This is a genomic window from Actinomadura decatromicini (assembly GCF_008121305.1).
Lineage (GTDB): Bacteria > Actinomycetota > Actinomycetes > Streptosporangiales > Streptosporangiaceae > Spirillospora > Spirillospora syzygii.
The window spans coordinates 240508-265929 of record NZ_VSRQ01000005.1 but is presented as its reverse complement, the minus strand read 5'-3'; the positions used below and the strand labels follow the sequence as shown (position 1 = coordinate 265929).

The 25422-nt window shown below is 71.9% G+C and carries 24 protein-coding genes and 1 riboswitch; of the genes, 9 read left to right on the top strand and 15 right to left on the bottom strand.

The window, feature by feature from the left end; all coding sequences use genetic code 11:
• Nucleotides 1-5: 5 nt before the first annotated feature.
• Nucleotides 6-1343: a cation:dicarboxylate symporter family transporter gene (locus tag FXF68_RS23955; protein ID WP_148762858.1), complete on the bottom strand. Its 1338-nt coding sequence runs from the start codon at nucleotides 1341-1343 to the stop codon at nucleotides 6-8.
• A 119-nt stretch (nucleotides 1344-1462) separates the two neighbouring features.
• Entirely contained in the window at nucleotides 1463-2239 is a 777-nt protein-coding gene (locus FXF68_RS23950; RefSeq protein ID WP_148762856.1) for an IclR family transcriptional regulator domain-containing protein, read from the bottom strand.
• A 104-nt stretch (nucleotides 2240-2343) separates the two neighbouring features.
• Here FXF68_RS23950 and FXF68_RS23945 point away from each other — a divergent pair, with 104 nt between their 5' ends.
• Both FXF68_RS23945 and FXF68_RS23940 read left to right on the top strand, forming a co-directional pair.
• The gene (locus FXF68_RS23945) at nucleotides 2344-3027 is read left to right on the top strand and encodes a DUF4286 family protein (protein WP_148762854.1); all 684 of its coding nucleotides are present in this window, start codon (nucleotides 2344-2346) and stop codon (nucleotides 3025-3027) included.
• Between the two features lie 26 nt (nucleotides 3028-3053).
• On the top strand, nucleotides 3054-3617 hold the full coding sequence (locus tag FXF68_RS23940) for a carboxymuconolactone decarboxylase family protein (protein WP_148762852.1): 564 nt from the start codon (nucleotides 3054-3056) through the stop codon (nucleotides 3615-3617).
• 46 nt (nucleotides 3618-3663) lie between these two features.
• Here FXF68_RS23940 and FXF68_RS23935 read toward each other — a convergent pair whose 3' ends face one another.
• From FXF68_RS23935 to FXF68_RS42515, 7 genes are all read right to left on the bottom strand, one after another.
• Nucleotides 3664-4167, bottom strand: coding sequence for a lytic polysaccharide monooxygenase auxiliary activity family 9 protein (locus tag FXF68_RS23935; RefSeq protein WP_148762850.1), 504 nt, complete (start codon nucleotides 4165-4167; stop codon nucleotides 3664-3666).
• Between the two features lie 364 nt (nucleotides 4168-4531).
• Nucleotides 4532-5623 carry a glycosyltransferase gene (locus tag FXF68_RS23930; RefSeq protein ID WP_148762848.1) on the bottom strand — a complete coding sequence of 364 codons (1092 nt, stop codon included), beginning with the start codon at nucleotides 5621-5623 and terminating at the stop codon, nucleotides 4532-4534.
• Entirely contained in the window at nucleotides 5620-6354 is a 735-nt protein-coding gene (locus tag FXF68_RS23925) for a DUF2334 domain-containing protein (RefSeq protein WP_148762846.1), read from the bottom strand. Before FXF68_RS23925 ends, FXF68_RS23930 begins: the two co-directional genes overlap by 4 nt.
• Nucleotides 6351-7493: a glycosyltransferase family 4 protein gene (locus tag FXF68_RS23920; RefSeq protein ID WP_222870060.1), complete on the bottom strand. Its 1143-nt coding sequence runs from the start codon at nucleotides 7491-7493 to the stop codon at nucleotides 6351-6353. The genes FXF68_RS23925 and FXF68_RS23920 overlap by 4 nt, the downstream gene beginning before the upstream one ends.
• 354 nt (nucleotides 7494-7847) lie before the next feature.
• Complete coding sequence (locus FXF68_RS23915) at nucleotides 7848-8498, bottom strand: DUF4360 domain-containing protein (RefSeq protein WP_148347911.1); 651 nt, start codon at nucleotides 8496-8498, stop codon at nucleotides 7848-7850.
• A gap of 36 nt (nucleotides 8499-8534) precedes the next feature.
• A complete protein-coding gene (locus FXF68_RS23910) occupies nucleotides 8535-9185 on the bottom strand; it encodes a DUF4360 domain-containing protein (protein WP_148762842.1) in 651 nt (216 codons plus the stop codon).
• 1165 nt (nucleotides 9186-10350) lie between these two features.
• Nucleotides 10351-11139 (bottom strand): hypothetical protein, encoded by a 789-nt coding sequence (locus FXF68_RS42515; RefSeq protein ID WP_187438075.1) that lies wholly within the window; start codon nucleotides 11137-11139, stop codon nucleotides 10351-10353.
• Nucleotides 11140-11208: 69 nt separating this feature from the next.
• Here FXF68_RS42515 and FXF68_RS23895 point away from each other — a divergent pair, with 69 nt between their 5' ends.
• Nucleotides 11209-11775 carry a TetR/AcrR family transcriptional regulator gene (locus tag FXF68_RS23895; protein ID WP_148762838.1) on the top strand — a complete coding sequence of 189 codons (567 nt, stop codon included), beginning with the start codon at nucleotides 11209-11211 and terminating at the stop codon, nucleotides 11773-11775.
• Between the two features lie 12 nt (nucleotides 11776-11787).
• Here FXF68_RS23895 and FXF68_RS23890 read toward each other — a convergent pair whose 3' ends face one another.
• The 3 genes from FXF68_RS23890 to FXF68_RS23880 all read right to left on the bottom strand — a co-directional run bounded on the left by FXF68_RS23890 (nucleotide 11788) and on the right by FXF68_RS23880 (nucleotide 15830).
• Nucleotides 11788-12762 carry an endonuclease/exonuclease/phosphatase family protein gene (locus tag FXF68_RS23890; RefSeq protein ID WP_148762836.1) on the bottom strand — a complete coding sequence of 325 codons (975 nt, stop codon included), beginning with the start codon at nucleotides 12760-12762 and terminating at the stop codon, nucleotides 11788-11790.
• Nucleotides 12763-13138: 376 nt separating this feature from the next.
• Nucleotides 13139-15361, bottom strand: a complete 2223-nt coding sequence (katG, locus tag FXF68_RS23885) for a catalase/peroxidase HPI (RefSeq protein ID WP_148762835.1) — start codon at nucleotides 15359-15361, stop codon at nucleotides 13139-13141.
• Nucleotides 15362-15407: 46 nt separating this feature from the next.
• The gene (locus FXF68_RS23880; RefSeq protein WP_187438074.1) at nucleotides 15408-15830 is read right to left on the bottom strand and encodes a Fur family transcriptional regulator; all 423 of its coding nucleotides are present in this window, start codon (nucleotides 15828-15830) and stop codon (nucleotides 15408-15410) included.
• Nucleotides 15831-15909: 79 nt separating this feature from the next.
• Here FXF68_RS23880 and FXF68_RS23875 point away from each other — a divergent pair, with 79 nt between their 5' ends.
• The 3 genes from FXF68_RS23875 (at nucleotide 15910) to FXF68_RS23865 (ending at nucleotide 19302) form a co-directional block, all read left to right on the top strand.
• Nucleotides 15910-16575, top strand: coding sequence for a DUF6962 family protein (locus FXF68_RS23875; protein WP_148762831.1), 666 nt, complete (start codon nucleotides 15910-15912; stop codon nucleotides 16573-16575).
• A gap of 275 nt (nucleotides 16576-16850) precedes the next feature.
• Nucleotides 16851-16993, top strand: a riboswitch (cyclic di-AMP (ydaO/yuaA leader).
• Nucleotides 16994-16999: 6 nt separating this feature from the next.
• The gene (locus FXF68_RS23870) at nucleotides 17000-17722 is read left to right on the top strand and encodes an NlpC/P60 family protein (RefSeq protein ID WP_148762829.1); all 723 of its coding nucleotides are present in this window, start codon (nucleotides 17000-17002) and stop codon (nucleotides 17720-17722) included.
• A 173-nt stretch (nucleotides 17723-17895) separates the two neighbouring features.
• Nucleotides 17896-19302, top strand: coding sequence for a hypothetical protein (locus tag FXF68_RS23865; RefSeq protein ID WP_148762827.1), 1407 nt, complete (start codon nucleotides 17896-17898; stop codon nucleotides 19300-19302).
• A 109-nt stretch (nucleotides 19303-19411) separates the two neighbouring features.
• Here FXF68_RS23865 and FXF68_RS23860 read toward each other — a convergent pair whose 3' ends face one another.
• The 3 genes from FXF68_RS23860 to FXF68_RS23850 all read right to left on the bottom strand — a co-directional run bounded on the left by FXF68_RS23860 (nucleotide 19412) and on the right by FXF68_RS23850 (nucleotide 21813).
• Nucleotides 19412-20323: a glycoside hydrolase family 19 protein gene (locus FXF68_RS23860; protein WP_148762825.1), complete on the bottom strand. Its 912-nt coding sequence runs from the start codon at nucleotides 20321-20323 to the stop codon at nucleotides 19412-19414.
• Nucleotides 20323-20841 carry a lytic polysaccharide monooxygenase auxiliary activity family 9 protein gene (locus tag FXF68_RS23855; RefSeq protein ID WP_148762823.1) on the bottom strand — a complete coding sequence of 173 codons (519 nt, stop codon included), beginning with the start codon at nucleotides 20839-20841 and terminating at the stop codon, nucleotides 20323-20325. The genes FXF68_RS23860 and FXF68_RS23855 overlap by 1 nt, the downstream gene beginning before the upstream one ends.
• A gap of 468 nt (nucleotides 20842-21309) precedes the next feature.
• Nucleotides 21310-21813 carry an Lrp/AsnC family transcriptional regulator gene (locus FXF68_RS23850; protein ID WP_148762821.1) on the bottom strand — a complete coding sequence of 168 codons (504 nt, stop codon included), beginning with the start codon at nucleotides 21811-21813 and terminating at the stop codon, nucleotides 21310-21312.
• Between the two features lie 138 nt (nucleotides 21814-21951).
• Between FXF68_RS23850 and pdhA the strand changes: the two genes are divergently transcribed.
• From pdhA to FXF68_RS23835, 3 genes are read left to right on the top strand one after another with little or no spacing between them, the layout of a single operon-like run.
• Entirely contained in the window at nucleotides 21952-23079 is a 1128-nt protein-coding gene (pdhA, locus tag FXF68_RS23845) for a pyruvate dehydrogenase (acetyl-transferring) E1 component subunit alpha (RefSeq protein WP_148762819.1), read from the top strand.
• On the top strand, nucleotides 23076-24107 hold the full coding sequence (locus FXF68_RS23840; RefSeq protein WP_148762817.1) for an alpha-ketoacid dehydrogenase subunit beta: 1032 nt from the start codon (nucleotides 23076-23078) through the stop codon (nucleotides 24105-24107). The genes pdhA and FXF68_RS23840 overlap by 4 nt, the downstream gene beginning before the upstream one ends.
• Nucleotides 24104-25417, top strand: coding sequence for a dihydrolipoamide acetyltransferase family protein (locus FXF68_RS23835; RefSeq protein ID WP_246178908.1), 1314 nt, complete (start codon nucleotides 24104-24106; stop codon nucleotides 25415-25417). The genes FXF68_RS23840 and FXF68_RS23835 overlap by 4 nt, the downstream gene beginning before the upstream one ends.
• Nucleotides 25418-25422 lie beyond the last annotated feature (5 nt).

Sequence of the window (25422 nt, the reverse complement as noted above, 5' to 3'; positions counted from 1 at the left end):
TGGCGTCAGGCGGGGTCTCCGGCGGGCGCCGGGAGCGGCTCGGCGGACGCCGGGGCGTCGGCCGGGGCGCGCCCGGCGAGGACCTCGCGGGCGCGGTCGCGGTCGAACACGCCCTCCCACGTGCTGACGACGATGCTGGCGAGCATCTGCCCGCACAGGCTCACGATGCCGCGCATCATGGACAGGAACCGGTCGACCCCGAAGATCAGCATGATCCCGGCGATCGGGACGACGCCCGTCGTGGACAGGCTCGCGGCCAGCAGCACGAACCCCGCCCCCGCGATCCCCGCGCCGCCCTTGGACGTGATGAGGAAGACGGCGAGCAGCCCGAGCTGCTGCCACAGCGACATCTGGATGTCGAACGCCTGCGCGATGTAGAGGCCCGCGAACCCCATGTAGAGGCAGACGCCGTCGGAGTTGAACGCGTATCCGGACGGGACGACGAGCCCCACGATCGGGCGCGGGCAGCCGAGCCGCTCCAGCTTCTCGATGAGCTGCGGCATGACGGCCTCGTAGTTGGCGGTGCCGAGGGTGATGAGCAGTTCGTCCTTGAAGTAGCGGTACAGCGGGATGACGCGGATGCCGCACAGCCGCGCGACCACGCCGAGCACGACCAGGCAGAAGACGATGCCGGTGGCCCAGAACAGGCCGACGAACGTGCCGAGGCTGGTCAGCGTCTTGGGGCCGAACTTGCCGGTGGTGTAGGCCATCGCGCCGAACGCGCCGACCGGCGCCAGGTACATGACCAGCCGGACGATCCCGAACACGGCCTCGCCGACCCGCTCCACCCCGCGCGCGATGGGGGCGGCCCGCTCGCCCATCATCTTCAGCGCGACGGCGAACAGCACGGACACGAGCAGGATCTGCAGGACGTTCCCGTCCACGAAGGCGCTGACCACGCTCTGCGGGATGATGTTGACGAGGAAGTCGTACCAGTGCTGGTGCTCTCCGGCGGCCGCGTACTCGGACGCCTTGCCGGTGAGCTTGATCGCCGCCGGGTCGGCGTGGACGCCGTCGCCCGGGCGCAGGACGTCCATCACGACCAGGCCCATGACCAGCGCGATCGTGGTGACGACCTCGAAGTAGACGAGGGCCTTGACGCCGACGCGGCCCATGCCCGCGAGCGCCCCGGCGGAGACGATCCCGGTCACGATCGTGCAGAAGATCACCGGGCCGACGAGCATCCGGATGAGGGAGATGAAGCCGTCCCCGAGGGGCTGCATGGCGGCGCCCGCGTCCGGCGCGGCGAGGCCGAGCAGGGCGCCGAGGGCGAGGGCGACGAGGACCGTCAGCCAGAGCTTCGTGGTGAAGGCGGCCCGCAGGACGGACGTGGCACCGGACATCGCTCACCTCTGTTCGTCGGACGCACAGTTGTACGCCGGTTAGAGAGCGAGTGTGACCGACGTACCGACGCGGGTCAAGAGCCCGGCGGGCCACGACTTGTGGCCCCGCGGTTCCAGGGCTAGGCGGACGGGACGAAGTCGATGTCGCGGGAGATGGCGTCGGCCGCCTGCACGACCAGCGGGACGAACCGCTCGTGCAGCTCGGCGACCGAGACGCGTCCGGCGTTGGCCGACACGTTGATGGCCGCGATGACGGCGCCCGACCGGTCGCGCACCGGCGCCGCCGCCGACCGGACGCCCTCCTCGCGCTCGCCGTCCACGACCGCGTAGCCCTGGTCGCGGACACGTCCGAGCTCGGCGGCCAGCGCGTCCGGGTCGGTGATGGTGTTCGGGGTGAGCCGGTCGAGCCGCATCGCGCCGAGCCGCTCGCGGAGGCCCTCCGGCGGCAGGGCGGCCAGCAGGACCCGTCCCATGGACGTCGGGTGGGCGGGCAGCCGCGAGCCCACGTTCAGGACGATCGACATGCTGCGCTTGGCGGGGACGCGGGCGACGTAGACGATCTCCTCGCCGTCCAGCGTCGCCGCCGAGCACGACTCGCGCACCTCCTCGGCCAGCCGCCGCATGTGCGGCTGGGCGCGCTCCCAGATCGGCAGCGAGGCGAGGTACCCGTAGCCGAGCCGCAGGACGCGCGGCAGGAGCCGGAACCGGCGGTCGTCCACCTCCGCGAACCCGAGCCGGACGCAGGTCAGCAGGATGCGCCGGGCCGTCGCCCGGGACAGCCCGGTGAGCTCCGCGGCCTCGCTCACGGTCAGCGTCGGGTGCTCCGCCGAGAACGCCTCCAGCACGCGGAACGCCTTCTCGACGGAGTCGATCACATCCGGGTCCTGCCTTGACATTCCTTGACTCCCGACTCCAAAGTAAACTACCGACGCACGGACGTTCGTCAGTAGAACGAACTCCGCGGACAGCTCCCAGTCTGCGGCATGACGGAAGGGCCATCGTGACGGAAGGTCTGCTCTACGTCCTGTCGCAACCGCGCGACGGCGACGAGGACGGGTTCCACGACTGGTACGACACCGAGCACGGCCCCGCGCGGCTCGCGCTGCCGGGCGTCCGCCAGGGCCACCGGTACCGGGCGACCGACGGCGCGGCGCCGTCCTGGCTCGCATGGTACGACCTTGACCTGGACGTCCTCCAGACTCCGGAGTACCGCGCGCTGCGCGACCGGCGCAGCGCGCGGGAGAGCGCCGTCATGGCGGCCCTGGAGTCCCTCGACCGCCGCGTCTACGAGCTGCTGGACGACCACCTGCCGGACGACCACCTGCCGGACGACCACGGCGCGCCCGCCGCTGCGCCGCCGCCGCTCCTCCTCGCCCGCGCGATCACCGTCCCGCCCCGCGACGAGGCCGCGTTCCACTCCTGGTACGCCGAGGAGCACGTCCCCGCCCTGCACGCGCTGCCCGGCTGGCGACGGACCCGCCGCTACGTCCTCCGGGACGGCGACGCGCCCCGCTTCCTCGCCCTCCACGAGATCGACGATCCCGCCGTCTTCGCCACCGACGCCTACCGCGCCGCGACGGACACGCCCTGGCGCGCCCAGGTCATGCGCACCGTCACCGCCGAAGAGCGCCGCACGTTCGCCTACCACAACAGCTTCCAGACCAGCGGCGCACCCGCACACTGACCCAACGCATCTCACCGGGGGAATCCATGCCTGCTCGCGTCGACGCGTTCCGCCCCGCCGACCTGACCGCCGAGCAGCGCGAGCTCTACGACCGCCTGCTCGCCAGCGCCCGCGCCACCGGCAGCCGCCCGTTCCCGCTCGCCGACGAGGAGGGACGCCTGCGCGGCCCGTTCAACGGCATGCTGCTCAGCCCGGGACTCGGCGACGCGCTGCAGGAGCTCGGCACCGCCGTCCGCTACGGGACGGGGTTCACCCCGCGCCAGAAGGAGCTGGCGATCCTGGCGGTCGCGGCGCACGAGCGGTCGGAGTACGAGTGGGCCGTCCACAGCCACGCCGCGCTCCAGGCCGGTTTCACCGAGGACGAGCTGGCCGCCGTCCGCACCGGCGCGGCCTGCCCCCTGGACGACCCGGCGGAGGCGGCCGTCCTCGCCGCCGCCCGCGAACTGGCCGCCACCGGCGACCTCACCGACGACGCCTTTGCAGCAGCGACCGACGCCCTCGGCCTGACTCGCCTGTACGAACTCGTCACGCTCGTCGGCTATTACCGCCTGGTCGCCACTCAGCTCCGCGTCCTCCGGGTGACCGAATGAAAACGGCGGCCGGGCTTTCGCCCGGCCGCCATTCCCTTACCGCGTATTACTGCACCTGCAGGTCGATGCAGGCGTAGAAGGCGTTCGCGGTGTCGGCGATGTTCCAGACCGCCAGCACCTTCTGCCGTCCGGTCACTCCGCCGAGGTTGACGGTGTGCGACGAGCTCTGCCCGTTGAACGTCGCGAGGCGCCGTCCGTTGAGGAAGTACTCGTAGCTCTTGGTGCTGTGCTTGGCGGTGAACGTCCAGCTGAACGTCACGGAACCGCCGACCGTGGTGGGCTTCCAGGGCTTGCTGTCATCGTCGAGATCGGCGAACCGCGAGTTTCCGCCGCTGCAGCTCTGCAGGCCCTTCGGCCCTTCGACGCTCTGCGGCTCCCACTGGATCTCTCCGCACTGGACGATGTGCTGCGCGCACTGGGCCTGCCGGCTCGACGGCGCGGACACGTACCCGTGCGCGAGCGCCGCCGTGGCGGGCAGGACGACGGTGACCAGCGGTGCGATCCCCACACCCGCCGCGACGGCGGCGAGCTTACGCCTGGATGACTTCATGCGGGACTTCCCTGTTTTCGGGGGTGGGCAGGGGGCTTTCGTCATGGCCACCGGCCTCGCGCATGGACGGACGCCATTCGCGGCATGGGAGCCGGGCGCTCGAAAGGGGCCCGTGCGGCTTGGTCGGCGCGCGTCCTTGCGCAGAGGCGGTGGCGGGGGGGCGGGACATGAGCGCTCAAGCGATAGGAATTCTCCTATCAGGTAGTTGAACGTTAACCCTGCGTCCGCTCTCTGGACAAGACCACTCCCCGATCCTCCATAAAGCCCGAATAAGCCCCCGCAGGTAGGGGACCAGACCGCCGTCCGGAATCCGAATATTCGTCACAAGTTCCAACCGAACCACCCCTCGGATCGGCGAGATTTGTCAAACTCGCCCGTCCAGGATTTGCAGCATTCGGGCGGTGGGAGTGGTCCAGGGGTAGTGCTCGGCGCGGGTTCGGGCGGCGGTGCGGCGGGTCTCTCGTGGGAGGGCCAAGAGGTGTTCGGCGGCGGTCGCGAAGTGCGCCGGGGTCGGCGGGGCAGCGATTCCGGCCTGCGGAGCCAGAAGCTCCCGGGCGGCGCCCCGGTCGGCCGTGACCACCGGGACGCCGCAGGCCAGAGCTTCCAGAACGGCCAGGCCGAACGATTCGACGGGGCAGGTCGAAAGGGCGACGTCGGCAGCCGCGAGGAGGCGGACCACGTCGGCGCGGCGGTGGACGTGGCCGTGGAAGCGGACCGGGAGCGACGCGCGGGCGGCGTAGGAGCGGAGCGAAGGTTGGAGGGGTCCGCTGCCGATGACGTCCAGATGGGCGGGGACGCCCCGGCGGCGGAGTTCCCGGAGCGCCTTCAAGGCCAGGTCGGGGCGCTTCTCGCGGGAGAGGCGTCCCAGGTGGACCAGTCGGAACGCTCCAGAGACGGGCGTGCGCTCGGACGGGCGGAAGGTGGCGAGGTCCACGCCGAGCGGGACGCGGTGCAGCCGGGGCGTCCCCACGCGGGCGAACTCGGCGGCGGCGAACGCCGAGGTCGCCACGACCGCGTCGAACATCGTCGCGAGCCGCCGGTTCCAGCGGTCGGTGAGCGGGGCGACGGGCAGGCCGCCGGGCATGCGCGGCGCGAGGATCGCGTCCAGCCGCTCGTGGGAGAACAGCACGGCGCGCACGCCGTGGCGGCGGGCCCAGCGCGCCGCCACGGTGAGGCTCGCCTTGTCGGAGACCTCCACCACGTCCGGTTCGAGGCGGGCGAGGACGCGCAGCACCGGGCGCGGGTCCAGGACGAGCCGGTATCCGGGCGCGACCGACGCGCCGGGAACCGTGATGAGCAGCCCTTTCTCGCTCTCCGTCCGGGTGTGGGAGCGGCCGGGCACGACCAGGGCGCGCTGGTGTCCGGCGGCGGCGTAGCCCGCGCCGAGCATGTCCACGGCGGTGCGCAGCCCGCCGGACACCGGGCTGTACAGGTTGGCGAGCTGGACGATCCTCATGCCCCGACCAGCGCCCGGTAGGTGGTCGGGCGGCCGCCCGCGGCGACGGTCAGGTCGATGGCGGAGAGGGCGGCGCGGCGCAGGCCGGGACGGGCCAGGTCGGCGGGGTGCAGCGCGATGCGGAACGGCATGCGGAGCCGGGCGAACGTGCGGGCCGCGTCGACCATCAGGCGGGCCCCGGCGCGCTCCCCCGCCCCGCCGGGACGGTGCGACAGCGCGGGCATCCGCCGGATCGGCCCGCCGGGCAGCCGGTGGACGGCGAGGTGGCTCGTCCAGTAGGCGAAGCCGAGCGCGGCCAGCGCGCGCCGGGTGCCGGGGGACGCGAGCCAGCCCGGCGGCGTGAACCCGACGACGTCGATGCCCGCCTCGGCGAGCGTCTCGAGGCCCGCGCGCAAGCGCCGCCCGGCCTGCTCCTCGGTCAGCGTCCAGAACTCCCCGGCCCCTCTGACCAGCACGCGGTTGACGCCGCGCCGCCAGGGCGGGCCGCCGGGGACGCCCTCGTGCCGGTATCCGTGCAGGGCGAGCTCGTGCCCGCGTCCGGCGGCCGCGTGCAGGTACTCGACGAGGTCGGCGTCGTCGGGCAGCGCCGGGCCGTCCCCGAACGGGCCGGGGATCAGCAGAAGCGTGGCGGGCACGCCGCGCTCGTCGAGGTCGGCGAGCCAGCGCCGGGCGGCGGACGCGGTGCCGGGCGACACGTCGTGCACGGACACGACGAACGGGAACCCGCTCATGCCGCGTCGTCCGCGCGCTGGACGGCCGCCTCCCGCGCGCACTCGCCGCCCGCCGCCTGGAGGTAGTGGTCGATGAGCTGCTCGCACACGACGTCCCAGCCGCGCCCCTCGACGGAGGCGAGGGCACCGGCGCCGAGACGAAGCCGCAGGTCGGGGTCGGCGGCCAGCGTCGCGACGGCGGCGCGGAGCCCGTCGCCGTCGTCGGGCGCGTACAGCAGGCCGTTCACGCCGGGCCGGACGAGGTCGAGCGGCCCGCCCGCCGCTGCGGCGACGACCGGCACCCCGCAGGCGAGCGCCTCCTGAACCGCCTGGCAGAACGTGTCGTCCGCGCCGGTGTGGACGAACACGTCCAGGGACGCCATGAGCCGCGACAACTCGGTCCCGGTCTGGAACCCGGTGAAGACGGCGTCGGGCATGAGGCGGCGCAGGCGGCGCTCCTCGGGGCCGTCGCCGACGATCACCAGGCGCGTGCCGGGCAGGCCGGCGAGCGTCGCGAGCATCCTCGGGCGCTTCTCGGCGGCGAGGCGTCCGACGTAGCCGACCAGGACCTCGCCGTCAGGCGCGAGCGCGGCCCGTGTCTCGGGGGACCGGTGCGCGGGGTTGAACCGGCGGCGGTCCACGCCGCGTCCCCACAGCGACAGGCGCGGGACGCCGCGCCTGTCGAGTTCCGCGAGCACGGGAGTGGACGGGGCCAGCGTCCGGTCGGCGCGCCCGTGCACGCGGCGCAGCCACCACCACACCGTCGGGTCGGTGCCGCGCAGGCCGTAGCGGCGGGCGAACCCGGCGATGTCGGTCTGGAAGACGGCCACGGCCGGGACGTCCAGCCGCTCGGCCGCCGCCAGCCCGGACACGCCGAGCATCATCGGCGCGGCGAGATGGACGACGTCCGGCGCGAAGTCCCGCAGGACAGCGGTGACGCGCCTCGTCGGCAACCCGACGACGACCGAGGAGTAGAACGGCAGCCGGACGCCGGGGACGAGCTCCACCCGCGCCCCCGCGTAGGACTCCGGGCCGGGACGGGGCGCGACGACCAGCGCCTGGTGCCCGCGCGCGGCGAGCTGTTCGAGGACGCGGCAGACGGAGCCGGTGACACCGTTGACCTGCGGGAGGAACGACTCGGTCACAATGGCGACTTTCACGGCACACAGGGTGACCGTCCCGTACGACCTTCCAACCGCACATTTCGTCCGAGAAGACGAACAACGCGAAAACCTTGGATCCGTCCGCGCCCGGCGCGCCATACCGCGCGAGCGGCGGGGACGCCTAGGGGGCTCGCTCGCGCGGGACGGGGCCGGACGGTCCGCCCGGTCGGGCGCGGCGCCAGTGGGGTGTGGCGCCCGCCCGGCGGGACGTCGGTGAGGCGAGGGTGGGGCGTGGTCCGCGCCGCCCGCCGCGCCCTCCCCGGGGAGGGCGCGTCCTGGGAAGGCGGCGCGGGAGCCGGGGGTGACCGGGCCGCGTCCTTCCCAGGGAGGTCGCGGCCCGGCCTGTTCGGATCAGTGTCGTGCCGGGCACTTCTTCCAGGCGAAGTGGTAGATCGTCTTAACGCCGCCGTCGGCGGAGTCGAACGAGAGGAAGCTGGTCTCGTCGGGGTCGGAGGTTCCCTTGTCGACGCGCAGCTCAGTGTTGATGTTGAAGTTGCGGTCCTCGCCGCAGGGCTTCCACACGAGGGCGCCCACCGGTGTGCTGTCGGTGAACTGCCAGTTGTCCTCGTACTTGCCCTTGATGGTGTGGCTGACGGCAGCGGTCTGGGACTGGCCCTGGTGGTAGTAGCTAGCGCGCTCCAGACCGGAGGCGCCGTCGGCCAGGTTCGCGTAGCCGCGGTAGTCGGCGCTGGCGATCGCGTAGGTGAAGCCCTGCGGGATGTGCACGCCGAGGCTGAGCTGGCAGTTCTTCCGCATGTCGGTCGGCTTGGACTTCCCGCCGGCTTGGGCGAGGTAGTCGCTGTAGGTGACGGTGAAGGCCGTGTTGTCGGCCGCCGGCGCCACCGCGGCCGTCCCGGCGCGGCAGCCCGAGCCGTTGACCGTGAGGACTTCGAGCGTGATCTTACCGGGGGGCGGCGGGTCGTTCACGGCGGCCTGGGCCATGCCCGTGGTCAGGGCGAGAGCCGAGAGGCATGCCGCCGACGCGGTCACTGCTTTGCGCATTGGTCGTTTCTCCTTCAGGGTGGGGTGGCGGGGCTACTAGCACTTCTTCCAGGCGAAGTGATAGGTCGTCTTGATGCTGCCGTCGGTCGAGTCCATGGCCATGAAGCTGACCTTCGACCCGTCCGAGGTGCCCTTGTCGAGGCGCAGCTCGGTGTTGATGTTGAAGTTGCGCTCCTCGCCGCACGTCCGCCAGACGAGCTGGGACACCGGCACCTTGTCGGTGAACTGGAAGTTGTTGTCGTACGTGCCGGCCAGGTTGTGCGTGAGGTATTCGGTCTGCGTGTTGCCCTGGAAGTAATAGGTGACCCGCTGAATACCCTTGACGCCTTGGTTCAGGAAGGCGTAGCCGCGGTAGTCCGTCTGGGCGATGGCGTAGGTAAAGCCCTGGGGGACGTGCACCTTCATCGCGATCTGGCAGTTCTTGCGAGCGTCGGTCGGCTTGGTCGAGCCGCCGATCTGCGCCATGTAGTCGCTGTAGGTGACCGTGAAGGCTTCCTTGTCGTCCGAGATGGCGACGGCGGCCGTGCCGATCGGACAGCCCGAGCCGTTCACGGTCGCGATCTCGATCGTTACCCCGTCGGGGCCGCGGACCAGGCGCGGCATGGCCGCGGCGGCCGGCGCGACGGACGCCGCGGTCAACGCGAGCGCCGAGGCGCCCGCGGCGATAAGTGCGATCCCTTTACGCATGCGATTCCTCTTCGCTGGGACTGGAACTATTTTTTTCTTCGAATATCGAAGAGGCGGGCGCCGGAAATCCGGATTTAAACAGGCGCCCGTCAATGGACGTAGATCCAGGATCTCAACGGAGAGTAACTTTGCCCCCAAGTGTTGTCAATCAGCAGCTTTTAACATTCCCTGGCCGCTCCCGATCGACGGAAGGGGGCGCACTGTTCGACATGATCATCGATTATCGAACGTCAATGATGGCATTTTTGACAAGGACCGTTCCATCACATGCCGGGGCATTCTGAAACGACCCGGCGGGCAGTCCGTAAAGCAAGTTATGTGCAGCCGGAAAAGGACCCGACGATGGGTGTGCACAGGGGCGTCGAACGTGTCCCGTTCCGGTCTAAAGATCAGTTGACGCGATCTGTGCGACCGGCCCGTCGACGAAGGCGGCCAGGCCACGGGCGCAGGCGTCCCTCGCCGACCGTGTAGTAGTGACCGTGGAGGAGTACACGCTGCGGAAGACGTGGACGGCCTGCGCGGGCGTGCATCCGCGGTCCTCGGCCCCGGTCACGATCGCCTCGACCGTCCAGCGGGCGTCCTCGCCGCCCCGGCGCCCGGCTCGGCGGCGAGCCGCCGGATGGTCGGCGCCTCCCGGCCGTCCCGGTCGATGAGCTCGCGCGCCGCCGCGAGGATCCGCGCGCGCGAGGTCCTCGGCGGACGGCCGGTGCGGCCGCGCGACGTGGGCTATAGGGGCATCGTCCCCGGCGCCCGCGCCCGTTGGAACGCGGGCGAGGGACGGCTTCCGGAGCGAACCGGCCGGGGCGGGATCCGTCGGCGAACCCGTGCGGCGCGTTTTGCGCGGCGCTGAATTCGCTCTTGAATCGGGCCCCGCCACGGCGCCGTCCGGACCATTCCGCGCCGGAAAGGCGGCCGCGGCGAAATCGCCGTCGCCTTTCTTCACTCCGGCCGCCGGCACGGCCGGGAGTGGCGGCGGGGATTCGCCGCCATATCGCGCCGGAGCAATTCCGCCGCGGGCGATCGCGGCAGGCGGGCGGCGCCCCGTCGGCCGGGAAGGGGGCAGGCTTCGAAGCCCGAATCGGCCGCGCGGCCGGCGCCGACGCTCGCCTTCGTGGCCGTCACGCAGTTCATGGTGGCACTCGACGGCGTTCTACTTCATGTCGCGCTATGCCCTGGGGCTGGCCTTGAGCGCCGTGCTCCTGATCGGCGCGGCGCTGCCGGCGCTGACCGTCCTCCCCCGGACGTCGCCCGAACCCGAGCCGGAGTCGGAGCCGGAGTCGCCGGGGCGGCGGCGGGCCCACGCGACGTAGCCGAGGAGGAGGGTCCCGGTCAGCAGGGCGCCGGCGGCGGCCGGGACCAGGAAGCCGAACCGCAGCCCGATCGAGGCGGTCACGTCGACGCCGGGACGGCCGTCCAGCCGCATGACCACCACGGACCAGGCGCCGCCGGTCTTGTCCCAGGTCAGCGTGCGGGTTCCGGTGCCCTGGGCAGTGGCGACCCACAGCGGTCGCCCCGCCGGGGCCGGGGCCCGCGCGGCGCCCGGGACGCGCGCGAACGTCGCGCGGAACGGTTTCAGGTCGGCCGATCTGAAGTCGTCGTAGGCCGTTCCGCGCAGGTACGCCTCGACCCGCGCCTTCGGCCCGATCCCCACGAACACCGGCACGGACGGGTCGGACGCCCGGACGACGATCCGCACGCGCGCCGCCTCGCCGATGTCGGGGTTCGGGTCCGCCGCGTGCGCGCTGTCCGTTCCGACGTCGATCTCGTCGGACTTGAGCGCCGCCGCCGGCGTCGCGAACCGGTGCGGCGAGGTCGAGAAGTAGCCGCCCTCGGACGCCTGCAGCGCCCCGGCCGCGCCGAGTCCCGCGCCCGCGAGCAGCAGGACGGACGAGGCCGCGCCCGCGACGAGGGGCCGCCGCCAGGCCGGAGTCCGGGTCCCGGGTCGTCGCGCCATCACGATCCTCCTTTTTAGTACGACTGTGTTATCAAGGCGATGGTAACACGAGTGTGCTATAAAAAGCCCATGCCCAAAGTCGTGGACCCGGTGGAGCGCAGGCTGGAGGTGGCGGCGGCCGTCTGGCGGGTCGTCCGGCGGGACGGCCTGGAGCGGGCGTCGGTCCGCAACGTCGCCCGGGAGGCCGGGCTGTCGGCCGGGTCGCTCCGGCACTACTTCGCCACCCAGTCCGAGCTGCTCGCCTTCACGCTACGGATGATCATGGAGCGGATCGAGCGGCGGATCGCGGCGCTGCCCGCCGAGCCCGACCCGCGGCGGCGGGCCGAGCGGGTCCTCGCCGAACTGCTGCCGATGGACGCCGAGCGCGCCGCCGAGAACGAGGTGTGGCTCGCGTTCACGGCCAGGTCGATGGTCGATCCCGAGCTGCGCGCGCTGCGGAACGAGGGCTACGACGCCCTGCGGGCGGGCTGCCGCGGGCTCGTCGAGGCGCTCGGCTCCCGGCACGTGGAGGCCGAGACCGACCGGCTGCACGCCTTGGTCGACGGGCTCGCCGTGCACGCGGCGACGCGTCCGGACGTCGCCACGCCGGAGGCCATGCGCGCCGCCGTCGCCGCGCACCTCGACTCGCTCGCCTAGAGCGAGGGCGGGTCAGGCGGCGAGGCGGGTGAAGACCATCGCGTGGTCGGACGCCGGGTCGTCGCGCCGGTCCGCCGGGTCATCGGTCACGGACGGGAGGCCGCCGTCCTGCGCCCGCAGGGTGTGGACGTCGAGCGCGCGTCCGACCAGCGCGTGCGACACCAGCAGGTGGTCGATCAGCTCGTGCCGCTGGTGGAACACGCGGGAGAACCGCTCGCCCTCGGGGATGCGCGGGGCGAGGTTCCAGAGCCGGCTCCCGTCGCCCTTGTCGGGACGGTCCGCGCCCGGCGTGCCGAGCTCGGAGCCGGGCGGGCCGAGCAGGATCTGCGTCGTCGCCGACTCCGGCTCGTCGTTGAGGTCGCCCATCACGATCACCTGCCGGGACCGGCCCTCGCCCGCGAGTAGCTCGTCGGCGAGGGCCCGCGCGGTGACGGCCTCGGCCGCCCGCCGGTAGAGGGCGTAGGCCGCGACGCGGGCGCGCTCCCCCTCGTCGCGCGGCTGGAACCGGGAGTGGTGCCCGCCCGGTGCCGGCGGGAACGACAGCAGCTTGCTCTTCAGGTGGACGGCGACGAGGTCGAGCTTCCGGCCGTCCGCCTCGGTGACGCGGACGGCGAGCGCGCCGCGCCCCATCCGGTCGGCCGTCCCGCCGTCGTCGCCCGCCTGGATCGGGGCCAGCGGACGCGGGAACGGGGCCCGGTCCGCGATCACCTCCAGCGGGAGCCGGGACAGGAACCCGACGCGGATCGGGTGCTTCTCATCGAAGATCGCGGACGTGGTGTGCGACCACTCCCCGTCGAGGCGGCCCGCCAGCTCGGCGAGCGCGTCCGGGTCCCCGACCTCCTCGACGGCCAGGACGTCCGCCCCGGACGTCCGGATCGTCGCGGCGAGGCCCGCGAGCTTGGCGTCGTAGGCGGCCTTGTCCTTCGGACCGAAATCGCCGCCCGGCTTGAAGAAGTTCTCGATGTTCCACGTTCCGACCACGGTCATGATCGCCCCCAGTGCCAGTGGTCCATCCACCTGATACCCGTCATATCCCCACGAACCCAAATGACCACGACATTTGGCCGAGTGAGGACGCAATCGTCCGCCGCCAGTTAGCTGTGACACATCGGCGGGCGGCGGCGCTGAGGGAGATACCGGCGGTGACTTCCCCAGCCGTCGCCGAGGGGTCACCCCGCACCTTGGGAGCGGTGCCGCGGGTGACCGGCCCCGCCCACCCGCGCGACCGTCCCCAGGCGAGAGGGCGGGGCCGCCCGGGGGGCCGGGGCCCCGGGGGACGGGGCGAGACCAGAAAAGCGAACGTCCAGGCCGCCCCTCGCGGGTCGGCCTGGACGTTGGCGTCATCTCAGGCGAGACGGCTGGATCAGCGCAGTTCGAAGCGGTCCAGGTTCATGACCTTGTCCCAGGCCGCGACGAAGTCGCGCACGAACTTCTCCTTCGCGTCGTCGCTGCCGTAGACCTCGGCGACGGCGCGCAGCTCCGAGTTCGAGCCGAAGAGGAGGTCGACGCGGCTGCCGGTCCAGCGGACCTGGCCGCTCGCGTCGCGTCCCTCGTACGTCCCGTCCTCGGCCGGGGACCAGGTGGTCCCCATGTCGAGCAGGTTGACGAAGAAGTCGTTCGTGAGCGTCCCCGGACGGTCGGTGAGGACGCCGAGCGACGACCCGCCGTGGTTCGCGCCGAGCGCGCGGAGGCCGCCGACCAGCACCGTCATCTCGGGCGCGCTCAGCGTGAGCAGGTTGGCCCGGTCGACGAGCAGGTTCTCGGCGGGCAGCCGCTCGCCCTTGCCCAGGTAGTTGCGGAACCCGTCCGAGCCCGGCTCCATGTGCGCGAACGACTCGACGTCGGTGCTCTCCTGCGAGGCGTCGGTGCGCCCCGGCGTGAACGGGACCTCGATGTCGTGGCCCGCCGCCCTCGCGGCCTGCTCGACCGCGGCGACCCCGCCGAGGACGATCAGGTCGGCGAGCGACACCCGCTTGCCGCCGGTCTGCGCCGCGTTGAACGACTCCTGGACGCCCTCCAGCGCGCGCAGGACGATCGCGAGCTCGTCCGGCTCGTGGATCTCCCAGCTGTTCTGCGGCTCCAGCCGGATCCGCGCGCCGTTCGCGCCGCCGCGCTTGTCGGTGCCGCGGAACGTCGCCGCCGCCGACCACGCCACCGACACGAGCTGCGCGATCGTCGGCCCGGACTCCAGGATCCGCCGCTTGAGGTCGGCGATGTCCGCGGCGTCGACCAGTTCGTGGTCGACCTCCGGGACGGGGTCCTGCCACACCAGCACCTCGGACGGGACCTCCGGGCCGAGGTAGCGGGCGATCGGCCCCATGTCGCGGTGGGTCAGCTTGAACCACGCGCGGGCGAAGGCGTCCGCGAACTGGTCCGGGTTCTCGTGGAACCGGCGCGAGATCGGCTCGTAGATCGGGTCGAAGCGCAGCGACAGGTCGGTCGTGAGCATCGTCGGGTGGGTGCGCTTGGACGGGTCGTGCGCGTCCGGCACGAGGTCGGCGCCGGCGCCGTCCTTCGGCCGCCACTGGTGCGCGCCCGCCGGGCTCTTGAACAGCTCCCACTCGAACCCGAACAGGATATCGAAGAAGCTGTTGTCCCAGGTGGTGGGGGTGTTCGTCCAGATGCCCTCAAGGCCGCTGGTGATCGCGTCGGCGCCCTTGCCGGTGCCGTAGCTGCTCTTCCAGCCGAGGCCCTGCTGTTCGAGCGGGGCGCCCTCCGGCTCGGGGCCGACGTGGTCGGCCGGGCCCGCGCCGTGCGTCTTGCCGAACGTGTGGCCGCCCGCGATGAGCGCGACGGTCTCCTCGTCGTTCATCGCCATCCGGCCGAACGTCTCGCGGATGTCGCGGGCCGCCGCGATCGGGTCCGGGTTGCCGTTCGGGCCCTCCGGGTTGACGTAGATCAGGCCCATCTGGACCGCGCCGAGCGGGCTCTCCAGGTTGCGGTCGCCGGTGTAGCGCTCGTCGCCGAGCCAGGTCGTCTCCGGGCCCCAGAACACGTCCTCGTCGGCCTCCCAGGCGTCCTCGCGCCCGCCGGCGAAGCCGAACGTCGTGAAGCCCATGGACTCCAGGGCGACGTTTCCGGCGAGGATGAGGAGGTCGGCCCAGGAGATCTTCTGGCCGTACTTCTGCTTGACCGGCCACAGCAGCCGGCGGGCCTTGTCGAGGCTCGCGTTGTCCGGCCAGCTGTTCAGGGGCGCGAAGCGCTGCTGCCCGGACCCGGCGCCGCCGCGCCCGTCGCTGACCCGGTAGGTGCCCGCGCTGTGCCACGCCATCCGGATGATGAACGGGCCGTAGTTGCCGAAGTCGGCGGGCCACCAGTCCTGCGAGGTGGTGAGCGCCTCCGCGATGTCGCGCTTCACGGCGGGCAGGTCCAGCGTCTGGAACGCCGCCCGGTAGTCGAAGTCCGCGCCGAGCGGGTTCGTCACGGCGGTGTTCTTCGCGAGGATCTTCAGGTTGAGCCGGTCCGGCCACCAGCCGCGGTTGCCGCCGCCCTGGGTCGGATGCGGGGCGCGCGTGTGCGCGACCGGGCAGCCGCCCTCGCCTGCCGCGTTCGTGTCGTAGGCGATTGTTTCCTTGTTCTCTGACATGTGTGGTTCCCTCCCAGGGCACTGCGGGGGTGGATGCAGGAACTCTCTAGGTTGCGGAGCAGGTGGGGCACAGGCCCCAGTAGATGACCTCGGCCTCGTCGATCGCGTAGCCGCTGTCGTCGGACGCGGTGAGGCACGGCGCCTCGCCGACGGCGCAGTCGGCGTCGGCGATGGCGCCGCAGGACCGGCAGACGACGTGGTGGTGGTTGTCCCCGACCCGCGACTCGTACCGGGCCACGTGGCCGGACGGCTGGATCCGCCGTACCAGCCCCGCCGCCGTCAGCGCGTGCAGCGAGTCGTAGACGGCCTGGTGGGACACCTTCGGCAGGTCGTGCCGGACGGCGCCGATGATCGAGTCCGTGTCCGCGTGCGGGTGGGCGTGGACCGCTCTCAGTACCGCCACCCGCGGACGGGTCACCCGCAGAGCCGCCCCGCGAAGGAGCCGCTCGTACTCCGAGATCGTGGTCACGCAGACAGGCTGGACCATTTTCTTGAATGAGTCAAGATTTCGCGCGAACTCGCCGTGGAACGCCGGGTACCGTGCAGGCATGCTTGCCGAACCGGCGCCGGCCCTCACCGATCTCGCGCTCGGCCTGGTCACCGTCGCGCTGGCGGCGCGGCTGGGGCGCACCGGCGCGCACCGGCACTGGCGCACGTCGTTCTGGTGGGCGGGTGCGGCGGCGCTCGCCGGGTTCGTCCACCACGGGTTCGTGAAGTACTCGGCCGCGCTGGACGGGCCGAGCTGGGCCGTGATCAGCGCGATGGTCGTCGTCGCGGTGTCCTACCTGCTGGCCGGGACGGTCGCCGAGGTGCTCGGCCCCCGCCACGGCCGGACGTTCTGGCTGCTGCGCTCGATCGGGATCGGCGCGTACGCCGTCCTCGCGGTCACCGGGCACGCGGGCGTCACCGCGCTGCTGGCCTGCGAGAGCCTGACGATGGTCTGCATCCTCGCGCTGTGGGGGCGGGCCGCCGTCCGGCGCCATCCGATGGCCGGGCCGATGATCGCCGCGCTGGCGGCGAGCGGCGCCGCGGCGGCGGCGAAGGCGATCGACCCGGACGTCACCGGCCGCGTCGGCCTGGACCCGACGTCGGTCTACCACCTCGCCCAGATCGCCGGGATGGCGCTGCTCTATCTCGCGGTCAGCGCGCCGCGTACGGAGGGGCGCGAGGCGCGCCGGGTGCCCGGCCTGCCGGACGTACCGTCCGCCCGCTGACGCCCGGCCCGGCCGGCGTCCCAGGCCGCGACCCAGTTGAACTGGGTCGATAAAGATTTTGTCGTAGTTTGCCTTCTTTTGAGGCTTTGCGTTAGCTTGTCGCTCTCAAGGCGCCCTCCAGGCGCTCTTGGCCCTCGTGTCCCACCGGACACGCGAGCCCCATCCGGCACGGCCCCCGAGGCGGGCCGGTCGCATCGGGCCACAACTCAAACGCCGCTCTTTCGCACGCGGGACACCGGGTCCCGCGTAGGGGCCCCATCGCGCCCCGGTGGATCGCAGCGGCATCGCCGAGTCCGCCTTCGCGCGGAGCCGGGGACCCACATCCTCGCACTGGGGTGAGTCGGCCTGTCCGCAGGCCGTAGGGCGACTTCCACGTCCGAACCCGTCAGCTAACCCGGCAGGCGAATTGGAAGAAGGAGCCCCCTTGAACGGCAAGCACGGCAAGAACCGTAACCCCCTGCACAAATTCCGTGACACTCTGAACACGACGCCCCGCATCATGGGCGCGGTCGTCGGTCTCGCCGCCTTCGGCGTGATCGCGGGAACCGCGCAGGCTGGGGTGTTCGACTCCGAGTCCGCGCAGTCGGCCGCCGCGGTGGCGACCGTCCCCGGCGGCAAGGCGGACGGCGGCGAGCCGGGCCGCACGTCCTCCCACCGCGGGAAGGCGGACCGGAAGAAGTCCGATTCCACGACGTCCGAGAGCAGGGCGTCCGAAAGCAGGACCACCGACTCGAAGTCCAAGCGGGACAGGGTCATCGAGCTGGCGAAGTCGTGGCGCCCCGGCACCGACGAGCGCGTCCGCTACAGCCAGACCAACAGCTACCAGGGCTACCGCACCGACTGTTCGGGATACGTCGCCATGACGCTCGGGCTCGCGAAGCCCGGCCCGAACACCGTCGGCCTGACGTCGTCGCGCTACACCGAGCGCATCACGATGTCCGAGCTGAAGAAGGGCGACCTCGTGATGGACGCCCAGGGCACCAACACCACCCGGCACGTCGTCATCTTCGAGAAGTGGGCGAACGACGACCACACGTCCTACTGGGCGTACGAGCAGCGCGGCCGGTACGGCACCGACTACCGGACGCGCGACTACGGCCTGAACGCGGGCAGCGAGTACAAGGCGTACCGTCCGAAGAACCTCTGACGCGACCGCGCCCCTATGACGAGGGCCCGGCCCGGGACGACCCCCGGCCGGGCCCTTTCCATGGCGCCTTTCCATGCCCCGCCCACCCCGAGTCGGCCAAGGGACGGGCAAGTTCCGGCCGGACGCCAGCGGTCGCCTTGCACCCCGGCACGGCCCTCCTAGAGTCCGCTGACATGGGGAGATGCTGGAAGATCACCGCCGTGGTCGCGGGCACGGCCGCCGTGGCGGCCGGGGCCGCCTGGCCCGCGGCGGCCACCGGGACGGCCACCGGGAGGACGCCGTCCGAGCCCGCCCGGAACGGCTGGAGGCTGGTCGATCAGGAGGGCTTCGACCGCCCGCTGCGCGTCGACGGGGCGCCGTGGCGCCTCGACCCGCAGGGTCCGCGCAGCCCGTGGAACGTGGACGCGTTCGACGACGACGGCGAAGCCTGGAAGAAGATCAGCGGGCCGCTGTTCGCGCGGGAGCTCGCGACGCTGAACGTGTTCCGCAAGCGCGTCGCGTTCGGCCGGAACGGGTGGCTGACCGCCGAGGTCGCCGCCGTCGACAAGGACCGCGACGGCCGTCCCGACTCGCGTCCCGGGCTGTCGACGAAGACCCTGCCGGACGGCCGCAAGGTCGGGCGGATCTCGGAGCCGAGCTGGGACGCGGGCGTCCTCATCCGCCCCACCCGCCCGCTCCCCCGCCACTACCGCGTGGAGATGACGCTGCGCGGCATCGACTTCGGCGGGAAACGGAACGGCACGTTCGACTACGACGGCCGCCACAACGGCTATACGAAGGAGCCGTGCAAGACCCGCTATCCCTGGACGTTCCAAGGCGCGCTGCCCGGCAAGAAGCGCTGCGACTACCCGGACGTGACGCGCGAGAACGGCTTCTACTACCTGACGGTCCTCGACTACGCGACCCCCGCGCCGCACGGCAACCCGGGCATCCACTTCCGCCGCAAGGTGATCATGGACGGCTACTACAGCGACGACGCGCGCTGGAAGAACGCCGGCACCTGCGACCCGAAGACCGGCCGGATCTACCGCACCTTCGACGGGACCTTCAACGGCGTGAACGCGCTGTTCCCGCGCGGCGACCTGTTCCGCGAGACGGCGAACAACAACGTCAGCAACGAGTACTACATCAAGACCAGGTGCGGAAACGTCTCGATGGACAAGCCGTACGGGCCCGGCGACCGGTTCGAGGGACATCTCACCAGCGCCGAGATCCGGCCGGAACTGCTGCCGAAGGCCGCCTACCGGTTCGCCGTGGAACGGGACCGCACCGGGTACACGCTCGAAATGAGCGGGCCGTTCCGGCACATCGGGCAGGCGACGCTGCGCGTCCACCACGACTTCGTGGAGAACGGGCGTCCGATCTGGCATTACAACCAGACGCCCGAGGAGTACGACGGGCGGTTCGACCGGCGGCTCGTCCACAAGGGGCCCGCCGGGACGTACACCACCGAGCACGCATGGCCGAAGGGCTCGGCCTATCCGGACTCGTTCATCATCGGCGACCCGCACCTGAACTACTACGAGGGCGAGGCATACGTCGACGACATCCGCCTCTACGTCCCCGCGAACGGCCGCTGACCTTTCCGGGAACTGACCTTTCCGGGAAAGCGAAAGACCCGCGCACGGGGGTGGCCGTGCGCGGGTCGTTCTCGGCGAAGCGTCCGGATGGCGCGTCCGCGACGTCCGGTCAGCAGGTCAGGTTGCCGCCGGGCTGGACGCCGAGGAGTTCGGTGAACCTCTTGTAGGCGTTCACCCTGCTCTGCACCTGGGACGGGTTTCCGCCGTTGCATTCCAGGCTGCCGTTGATGCTGCGGATCGTCTCACCGAATCCGCGCTGGTTGACCATCGCGTTGTGCGGGGTCATGGTGCCGGGGCCGTTCTGGGTCATCCAGTACCACAGCGCGGTCTTCCACGACACGGCCGCGTCCCGTTCGACCAGCCACGGGTTGTGCAGCAAGTCGATTCCGAGCGCGTCGCCCGCGGCCTTGTAGTTGAAGTTCCAGCTGAGCTGGATGGGCCCGCGGCCGTAGTAGGCCGCCTGCCCGGCGGGGCAGCCGTAGGGCTGGCTCGCGTCGCAGTAATGCGGGTAGTTGCCCGTGTTCTGCTCCACGATGTAGACCAGCCCGCCGGTCTCGTGGTTCACGTTCGCCAGGAATGCGGCCGCCTCCTGTTTCTTGACGGTGTCGCTTCCCGTGTTGGAGAACGCGGGGTACGCGGCCATCGCCGCGGTGAGCCCCTGGTAGGTGTAGAACGAATTCCGGCTCGGGAACATCTGGTTGAACTGGGCTTCGCTCACCACGAAATCCGCGGAGTCGCCGGGGTCGCCGGGATCTCCGGGGTCGTCGGGGGGATCGACGGGGCCGCAGGTTCCCTGGTCGGCCCAGACGATCGTGCCGCTTCCCGGCTTCTCGTTCTGCGTCCACCATTTCGCCGACCAGTTGTGCCCGCCGTAGGACACCTTGGCGCCGCCGGTATAGACGCTGGACGCGTTCCATGCGGCGGCGCAGTCCGCGGCGGAGGCGGACGTCGTCGGCAGGACGGCGGACGCGGTGCCCGCCGTGAGCAGCACGGCCCCGAGCAGGGGCAGGAATCGGCGCATTACTGGATGTTGACGTCGACGCAGGCGTAGAAGGCGTTCCCGGTGTCCGCGATGTTCCAGACCGCCAGGATCTTCTGCCGGCCGCTGAAGCTGCCGAGGTTGACCGAGTGGGTCACGGTGGACGGCGGCTGGGTGTTCCCGCCGTCGACGGTGGCGACCTTCTGGCCGCCGACGAAGTACTCGTAGTTGGTGGTGCGGTGCCGGGCGGTGAACGTCCAGGTGAAGCTGACGGTCCGGCCGACGGTGGTGACCTTCCACGGCTTGCTGTCGTCGTTCAGCTCGGTGAACCGGCTGCCGCCGCTGCACGTCCGCTGGCCCTTCGGGCCCTCGACGCTCTGCGGCTCGTACTGGATCGCTCCGCACTGGACGATCTTCTGCGCGCACTGCGCCTGGCGGCTGAGCGGCGCCGAGACGTAGCCGTGCGCGAGGGCCGCCGTGGCGGGGAGGACGACGGCGACCAGCGGTGCGATTCCGACGCCGGCCGTAATGGCGGCGAGCTTGCGCGTTGACTTCTTCATGCGGGGGGTCCTTGCCAATCTGGGGTGGTCGATTTCCTCGCGTTCTCGCGGTGCTAGGCCGTGCGGGGGTGGTCGGGGTGGTTCGGGCCGGTCGGCCCGCGGCGAGACGGCCCGGCTGCTGCCGGGGCCGGGGAGCGCCGCGGCTCCAGGGGACGGCACGGCCGTGTCACCGGCGATGGAGGGGAGCGGGGCATGCGGACTCCATCTGATAGGAAACTTTCCTATCTGGTAGTTGAACGTTAACCCTAAGTCCGCGGCCCGGGCAAGGCTTGTGCACCGGCCGGCCGCCGAATGGCGGTCAGCGCGTCATATGACCACCGCAGGCCGGAAGCCGAACCGGTCCAAAACGTCCAAGGAAATCGTCAACATCTTCTGGAGAATGGCGGAACGGTGGGCAACATCTGTTCACTCGAAACCCGTTGACACGTGAGGAACCGCTGGTCGGACCCGCGATCGGAGCGGGGCGGATCAGTGCAGCCCGCCGCCGCCCGCCGCCTCGTCGAAGATGAGCCAGGTGCGCGTCGAGCGGACGCCCTCCACCGCGTGGATCCGCGCGAGGACGACGTCCCGCAGCGTGCCGTTGTCGGGCGTACGGACCAGTACGATCACATCGACGTCGCCCCCGACGAACGCCAGATGCTGGATGTAGGGGACCTTGCGCAGCCGCTCGGTCACCTCGCGCCAGGAGTGCTGCTCGATGCTGATCAGGACGTACGCGGACGTGCCGAGCCCGGCCCGGACGGGGTCGACGCGGGCGGCGAACCCGGTGATCACGCCGTCCGCGACCATCCGCTCCACCCGCGCGTAGACGCTGGAGCGGGAGACGCTGACCCGCTCGGCGAGGCTCCGCATGGAGAGCCTCCCGTCGGCCTCCAGCTCCCGCAGGATCGCGCGGTCGACGTCGTCCAGCGGCGCGGCCGAACGTCCGACCGGAGCGAGGCCGGACGGCGGCTCGAACGACAGTTGGTCCATCCTGACCCCTTGTTTCGACCAGATGTCCGCAAATCAGTGTAGCTATTGAGACTTATGGCAATCCTGATTCATATTCCTACCACCGTCTGGTTGAGGAGGGCAGGACCCGATGAGGGAAGCACGGCGGGAAGTACGGCGATGACGGACGTCCGGCTCGACGGCAGGGCGTCCGATGGCGGTCCCGGGTCGCTGCTCCCTTCGGCGCGGCCCGTCCGGTTCCTCACCGACGCGGGGGCGGCGGCCCGGCCGCGTCCCCGCTACCCGGCGCCCGGCCCCGACCTGCTGCGCCGCGCCTACCGCGCGATGGTCGTCGGACGCCGGTTCGACGCGCAGGCCACGGCGCTGACCAAGCAGGGCAGGCTCGCGGTGTACCCGTCCAGCCACGGGCAGGAGGCGTGCCAGGTCGGCGCGGTGCTCGCCCTCGACGACGGCGACTGGCTGTTCCCCACCTACCGCGAGTCGGTGGCGCTGGTGACGCGCGGCATCGACCCGGCGGAGGCGCTGTCCCTGCTGCGCGGGGACGCCCACTGCGGCTACGACCCGCACCGGTACCGGGTGGCGCCGCAGTGCACGCCGCTCGCGACGCAGACCGTCCACGCCGCCGGGCTGGCCTACGCCGAGCAGCGCAAGGGGACGGGGCGCGTCGCGCTCGCCTGCGTCGGCGACGGCGGGACGAGCGAGGGCGACTTCCACGAGGCCCTGAACTTCGCGGCGGTGTTCAAGGCTCCCGCCGTCTTCTTCGTGCAGAACAACGAGTACGCCATTTCCGTCCCGCTGGAGCGGCAGACCGCGGCCCCTTCGCTGGCGTACAAAGGCGTCGGGTACGGAATCCGCTCCGAAAGGGTGGACGGGAACGACCCGGTCGCCGTTCTCGCGGTGCTGGCCGCCGCCGTCGAGCACGCCCGCTCCGGCAAGGGGCCGTTCCTCGTCGAGGCGCACACGTACCGGCTCGAATCGCACACCAACGCCGACGACGCGACCCGGTACCGCGCCGACTCCGAGCCGGAGGAATGGCGGCGCCGCGACCCGATCGCCCGGCTGGAGGCGTACCTGCGGCGGCGCGGCCACCTCACCGACGAGGACGTCGCGGCGGCCGCCGCCGAGGCCGAGGACCTCGCCGCCCGCACGCGCGCCGCGCTGAACGCCGACCCCCACCCCGCGCCGCTGGAGCTGTTCGAGCACGTCTACGGCACGCCGACCCCGCAGTTGGACGAGCAGCGCGCCTTCCTGCGGGACGAACTCGAAGCCGAGGAGGTGCAGTCATGACGGGGCCCGAGCCTGTACCGGTCACCATGGCGCAGGCGATCAACGCGGCGCTCGGGGACGCGATCTCGGCGGACGAGCGCGTCCTCGTCTTCGGGGAGGACGTCGGCGCGCTCGGCGGCGTGTTCCGGGTGACCGACGGGCTCGCCGCGAAGTTCGGCGACGACCGGTGCTTCGATACCCCGCTCGCCGAGGCGGGCATCACCGGGTTCGCGGTCGGAATGGCGATGGGCGGGTTCCGTCCCGTCATCGAGATGCAGTTCGACGCCTTCGCCTATCCGGCGTTCGAGCAGATCGCGTCGCACGTCGCGAAGATGCGGAACCGGACGCGCGGACGGGTCGAACTGCCGATCGTCATCCGCATCCCCTACGGCGGCGGAATCGGCAGCGTCGAGCACCACTGCGACTCCAGCGAGGGCTACTACGCGCACACCCCAGGCTTGAAGGTCGTCACGCCCGCCACCGTGGACGACGCCTATTCCCTTCTGCGGGAGGCGATCGACGACCCCGACCCCGTCATCTTCATGGAGCCGAAGAAGCTCTACTGGTCGAAGAAGGACGTCGCGCTCCCCGTGCGGACGGCGCCGTTCGGGCGCTCGGAGGTGCGGCGTCCGGGCGCGGACGCGACGCTCGTCGCCTACGGGCCGTCCGTGCCGGTCGCGCTGGACGCGGCGGAGGCCGCGGCCGCCGAGGGCTGGGACCTGGAGGTCGTCGACCTGCGGACGGTCGTCCCGTTCGACGACGGCGGCGTCGCGGCGTCCGTCCGCAAGACCGGGCGGTGCGTCGTGATCAGCGAGGCGGCCGGGTTCGCGGGCGTCGGCGCGGAGATCGCGGCGCGCGTCCAGGAGCGCTGCTTCCACAGCCTGGCCGCGCCCGTGCTGCGCGTGACCGGCTTCGACATCCCCTATCCCCCGCCGATGCTGGAGCGCCACCACCTGCCCGGCGTCGACCGGATCCTGGACGCGCTCGACCGGCTCCAGCGCGACGACGAGCCCGACACCCGCTACCTCGACCTGGACGGTGCCGCGTGACCGCGACCCTGGCGGAGCAGGTCTTCCGGCTGCCCGACCTCGGCGAGGGCCTGACGGAGGCCGAGGTGGTCGAGTGGAAGGTCGCGGTCGGCGACGTCGTCGCCGTCGACCAGGCGGTGGTCGAGGTGGAGACCGCGAAGGCCGCCGTCGAGGTGCCCGTCCCGATCGCGGGGACGGTCACCCGCCTGTACGGCGAGGCCGGGACGGTCGTCACCGTCGGCGAACCGCTCATCGCCGTCGCCGTCGACGGCTCGGCGGATGCGGGCTCCGACGAGGGCGGCTCGGGGAACGTGCTGGTCGGCTACGGGACGGGCCCGTCCCGCCCGGCCGGACGCCGCCGCCGCGCCGCCCGCCGCGACGACTCCCGCCGGAACGAGGCCCAGCGGAACGAAGCCCACCGAGCCGACGTCCGGCCGTCCGCGGGGACCCCCGTACCGCGCGGGCGGCCGGACGCCCCCCGGGTGATCTCGCCGATGGTCCGCCGCCTGGCGCGCGAGCACGGCATCGACATCGCCACCGTGCCGCCGACCGGACCGGGCGGCGTCGTGCTCCGCCGCGACGTCGAGGCCGCCATCACCGCCGCCCGCCCCTCCGCGCAGCAGGCCGAGGCGCAGGACGGCGCGGTGCGCGTCCCGCTCAAGGGGCCGCTGCGCGCGGCGGCGGAGAAGCTGTCCCGCAGCCGCCGCGAGATCCCCGACGCGAGCACCTGGGTGGACGCCGACGCGACCCGGCTGGTGGAGCTGAAGGAGTCCATCAACAAGGCGGACCCGGACGCGCGGGTCGGCCTGCTCGCCCTCTTCGCCCGGATCTGCGTCGCCGGGCTGCGCCGGTTCCCCGAGCTCAACGCCTACGTGGACGTCGAGCGCGAGGAGATCGTCCGGCTTCCGCACGTGCACCTCGGCTTCGCCGCGCAGACCGGGCGCGGGCTCGTCGTGCCCGTCGTCCGGGACGCCGACCGCCTCACCCTCGCCGAACTCTCCGGGAAGCTGCGTGAGCGGACGGACGCGGCCCGCGACGGCCGCCTCGCCCCCGCCGACCTCACCGGCGGGACGTTCACCCTCAACAACTACGGCGTCTTCGGCGTGGACGGCGCCGACCCGATCATCAACCATCCGGAGGCCGCGATGCTCGGCGTCGGCCGGATCGTCGAGCGGCCGTGGGCGTTCGAGGGCGAGGTCCGGCTCCGCCGGGTCGTGCAGCTCACCTGCGCGTTCGACCACCGCGTGTGCGACGGGGCGGTCGCGGGCGGCTTCCTGCGCTTCGTCGCCGACTGCGTGGAGCGCCCGGAGGTCCTCGTCACGCACACGTAGCCGAC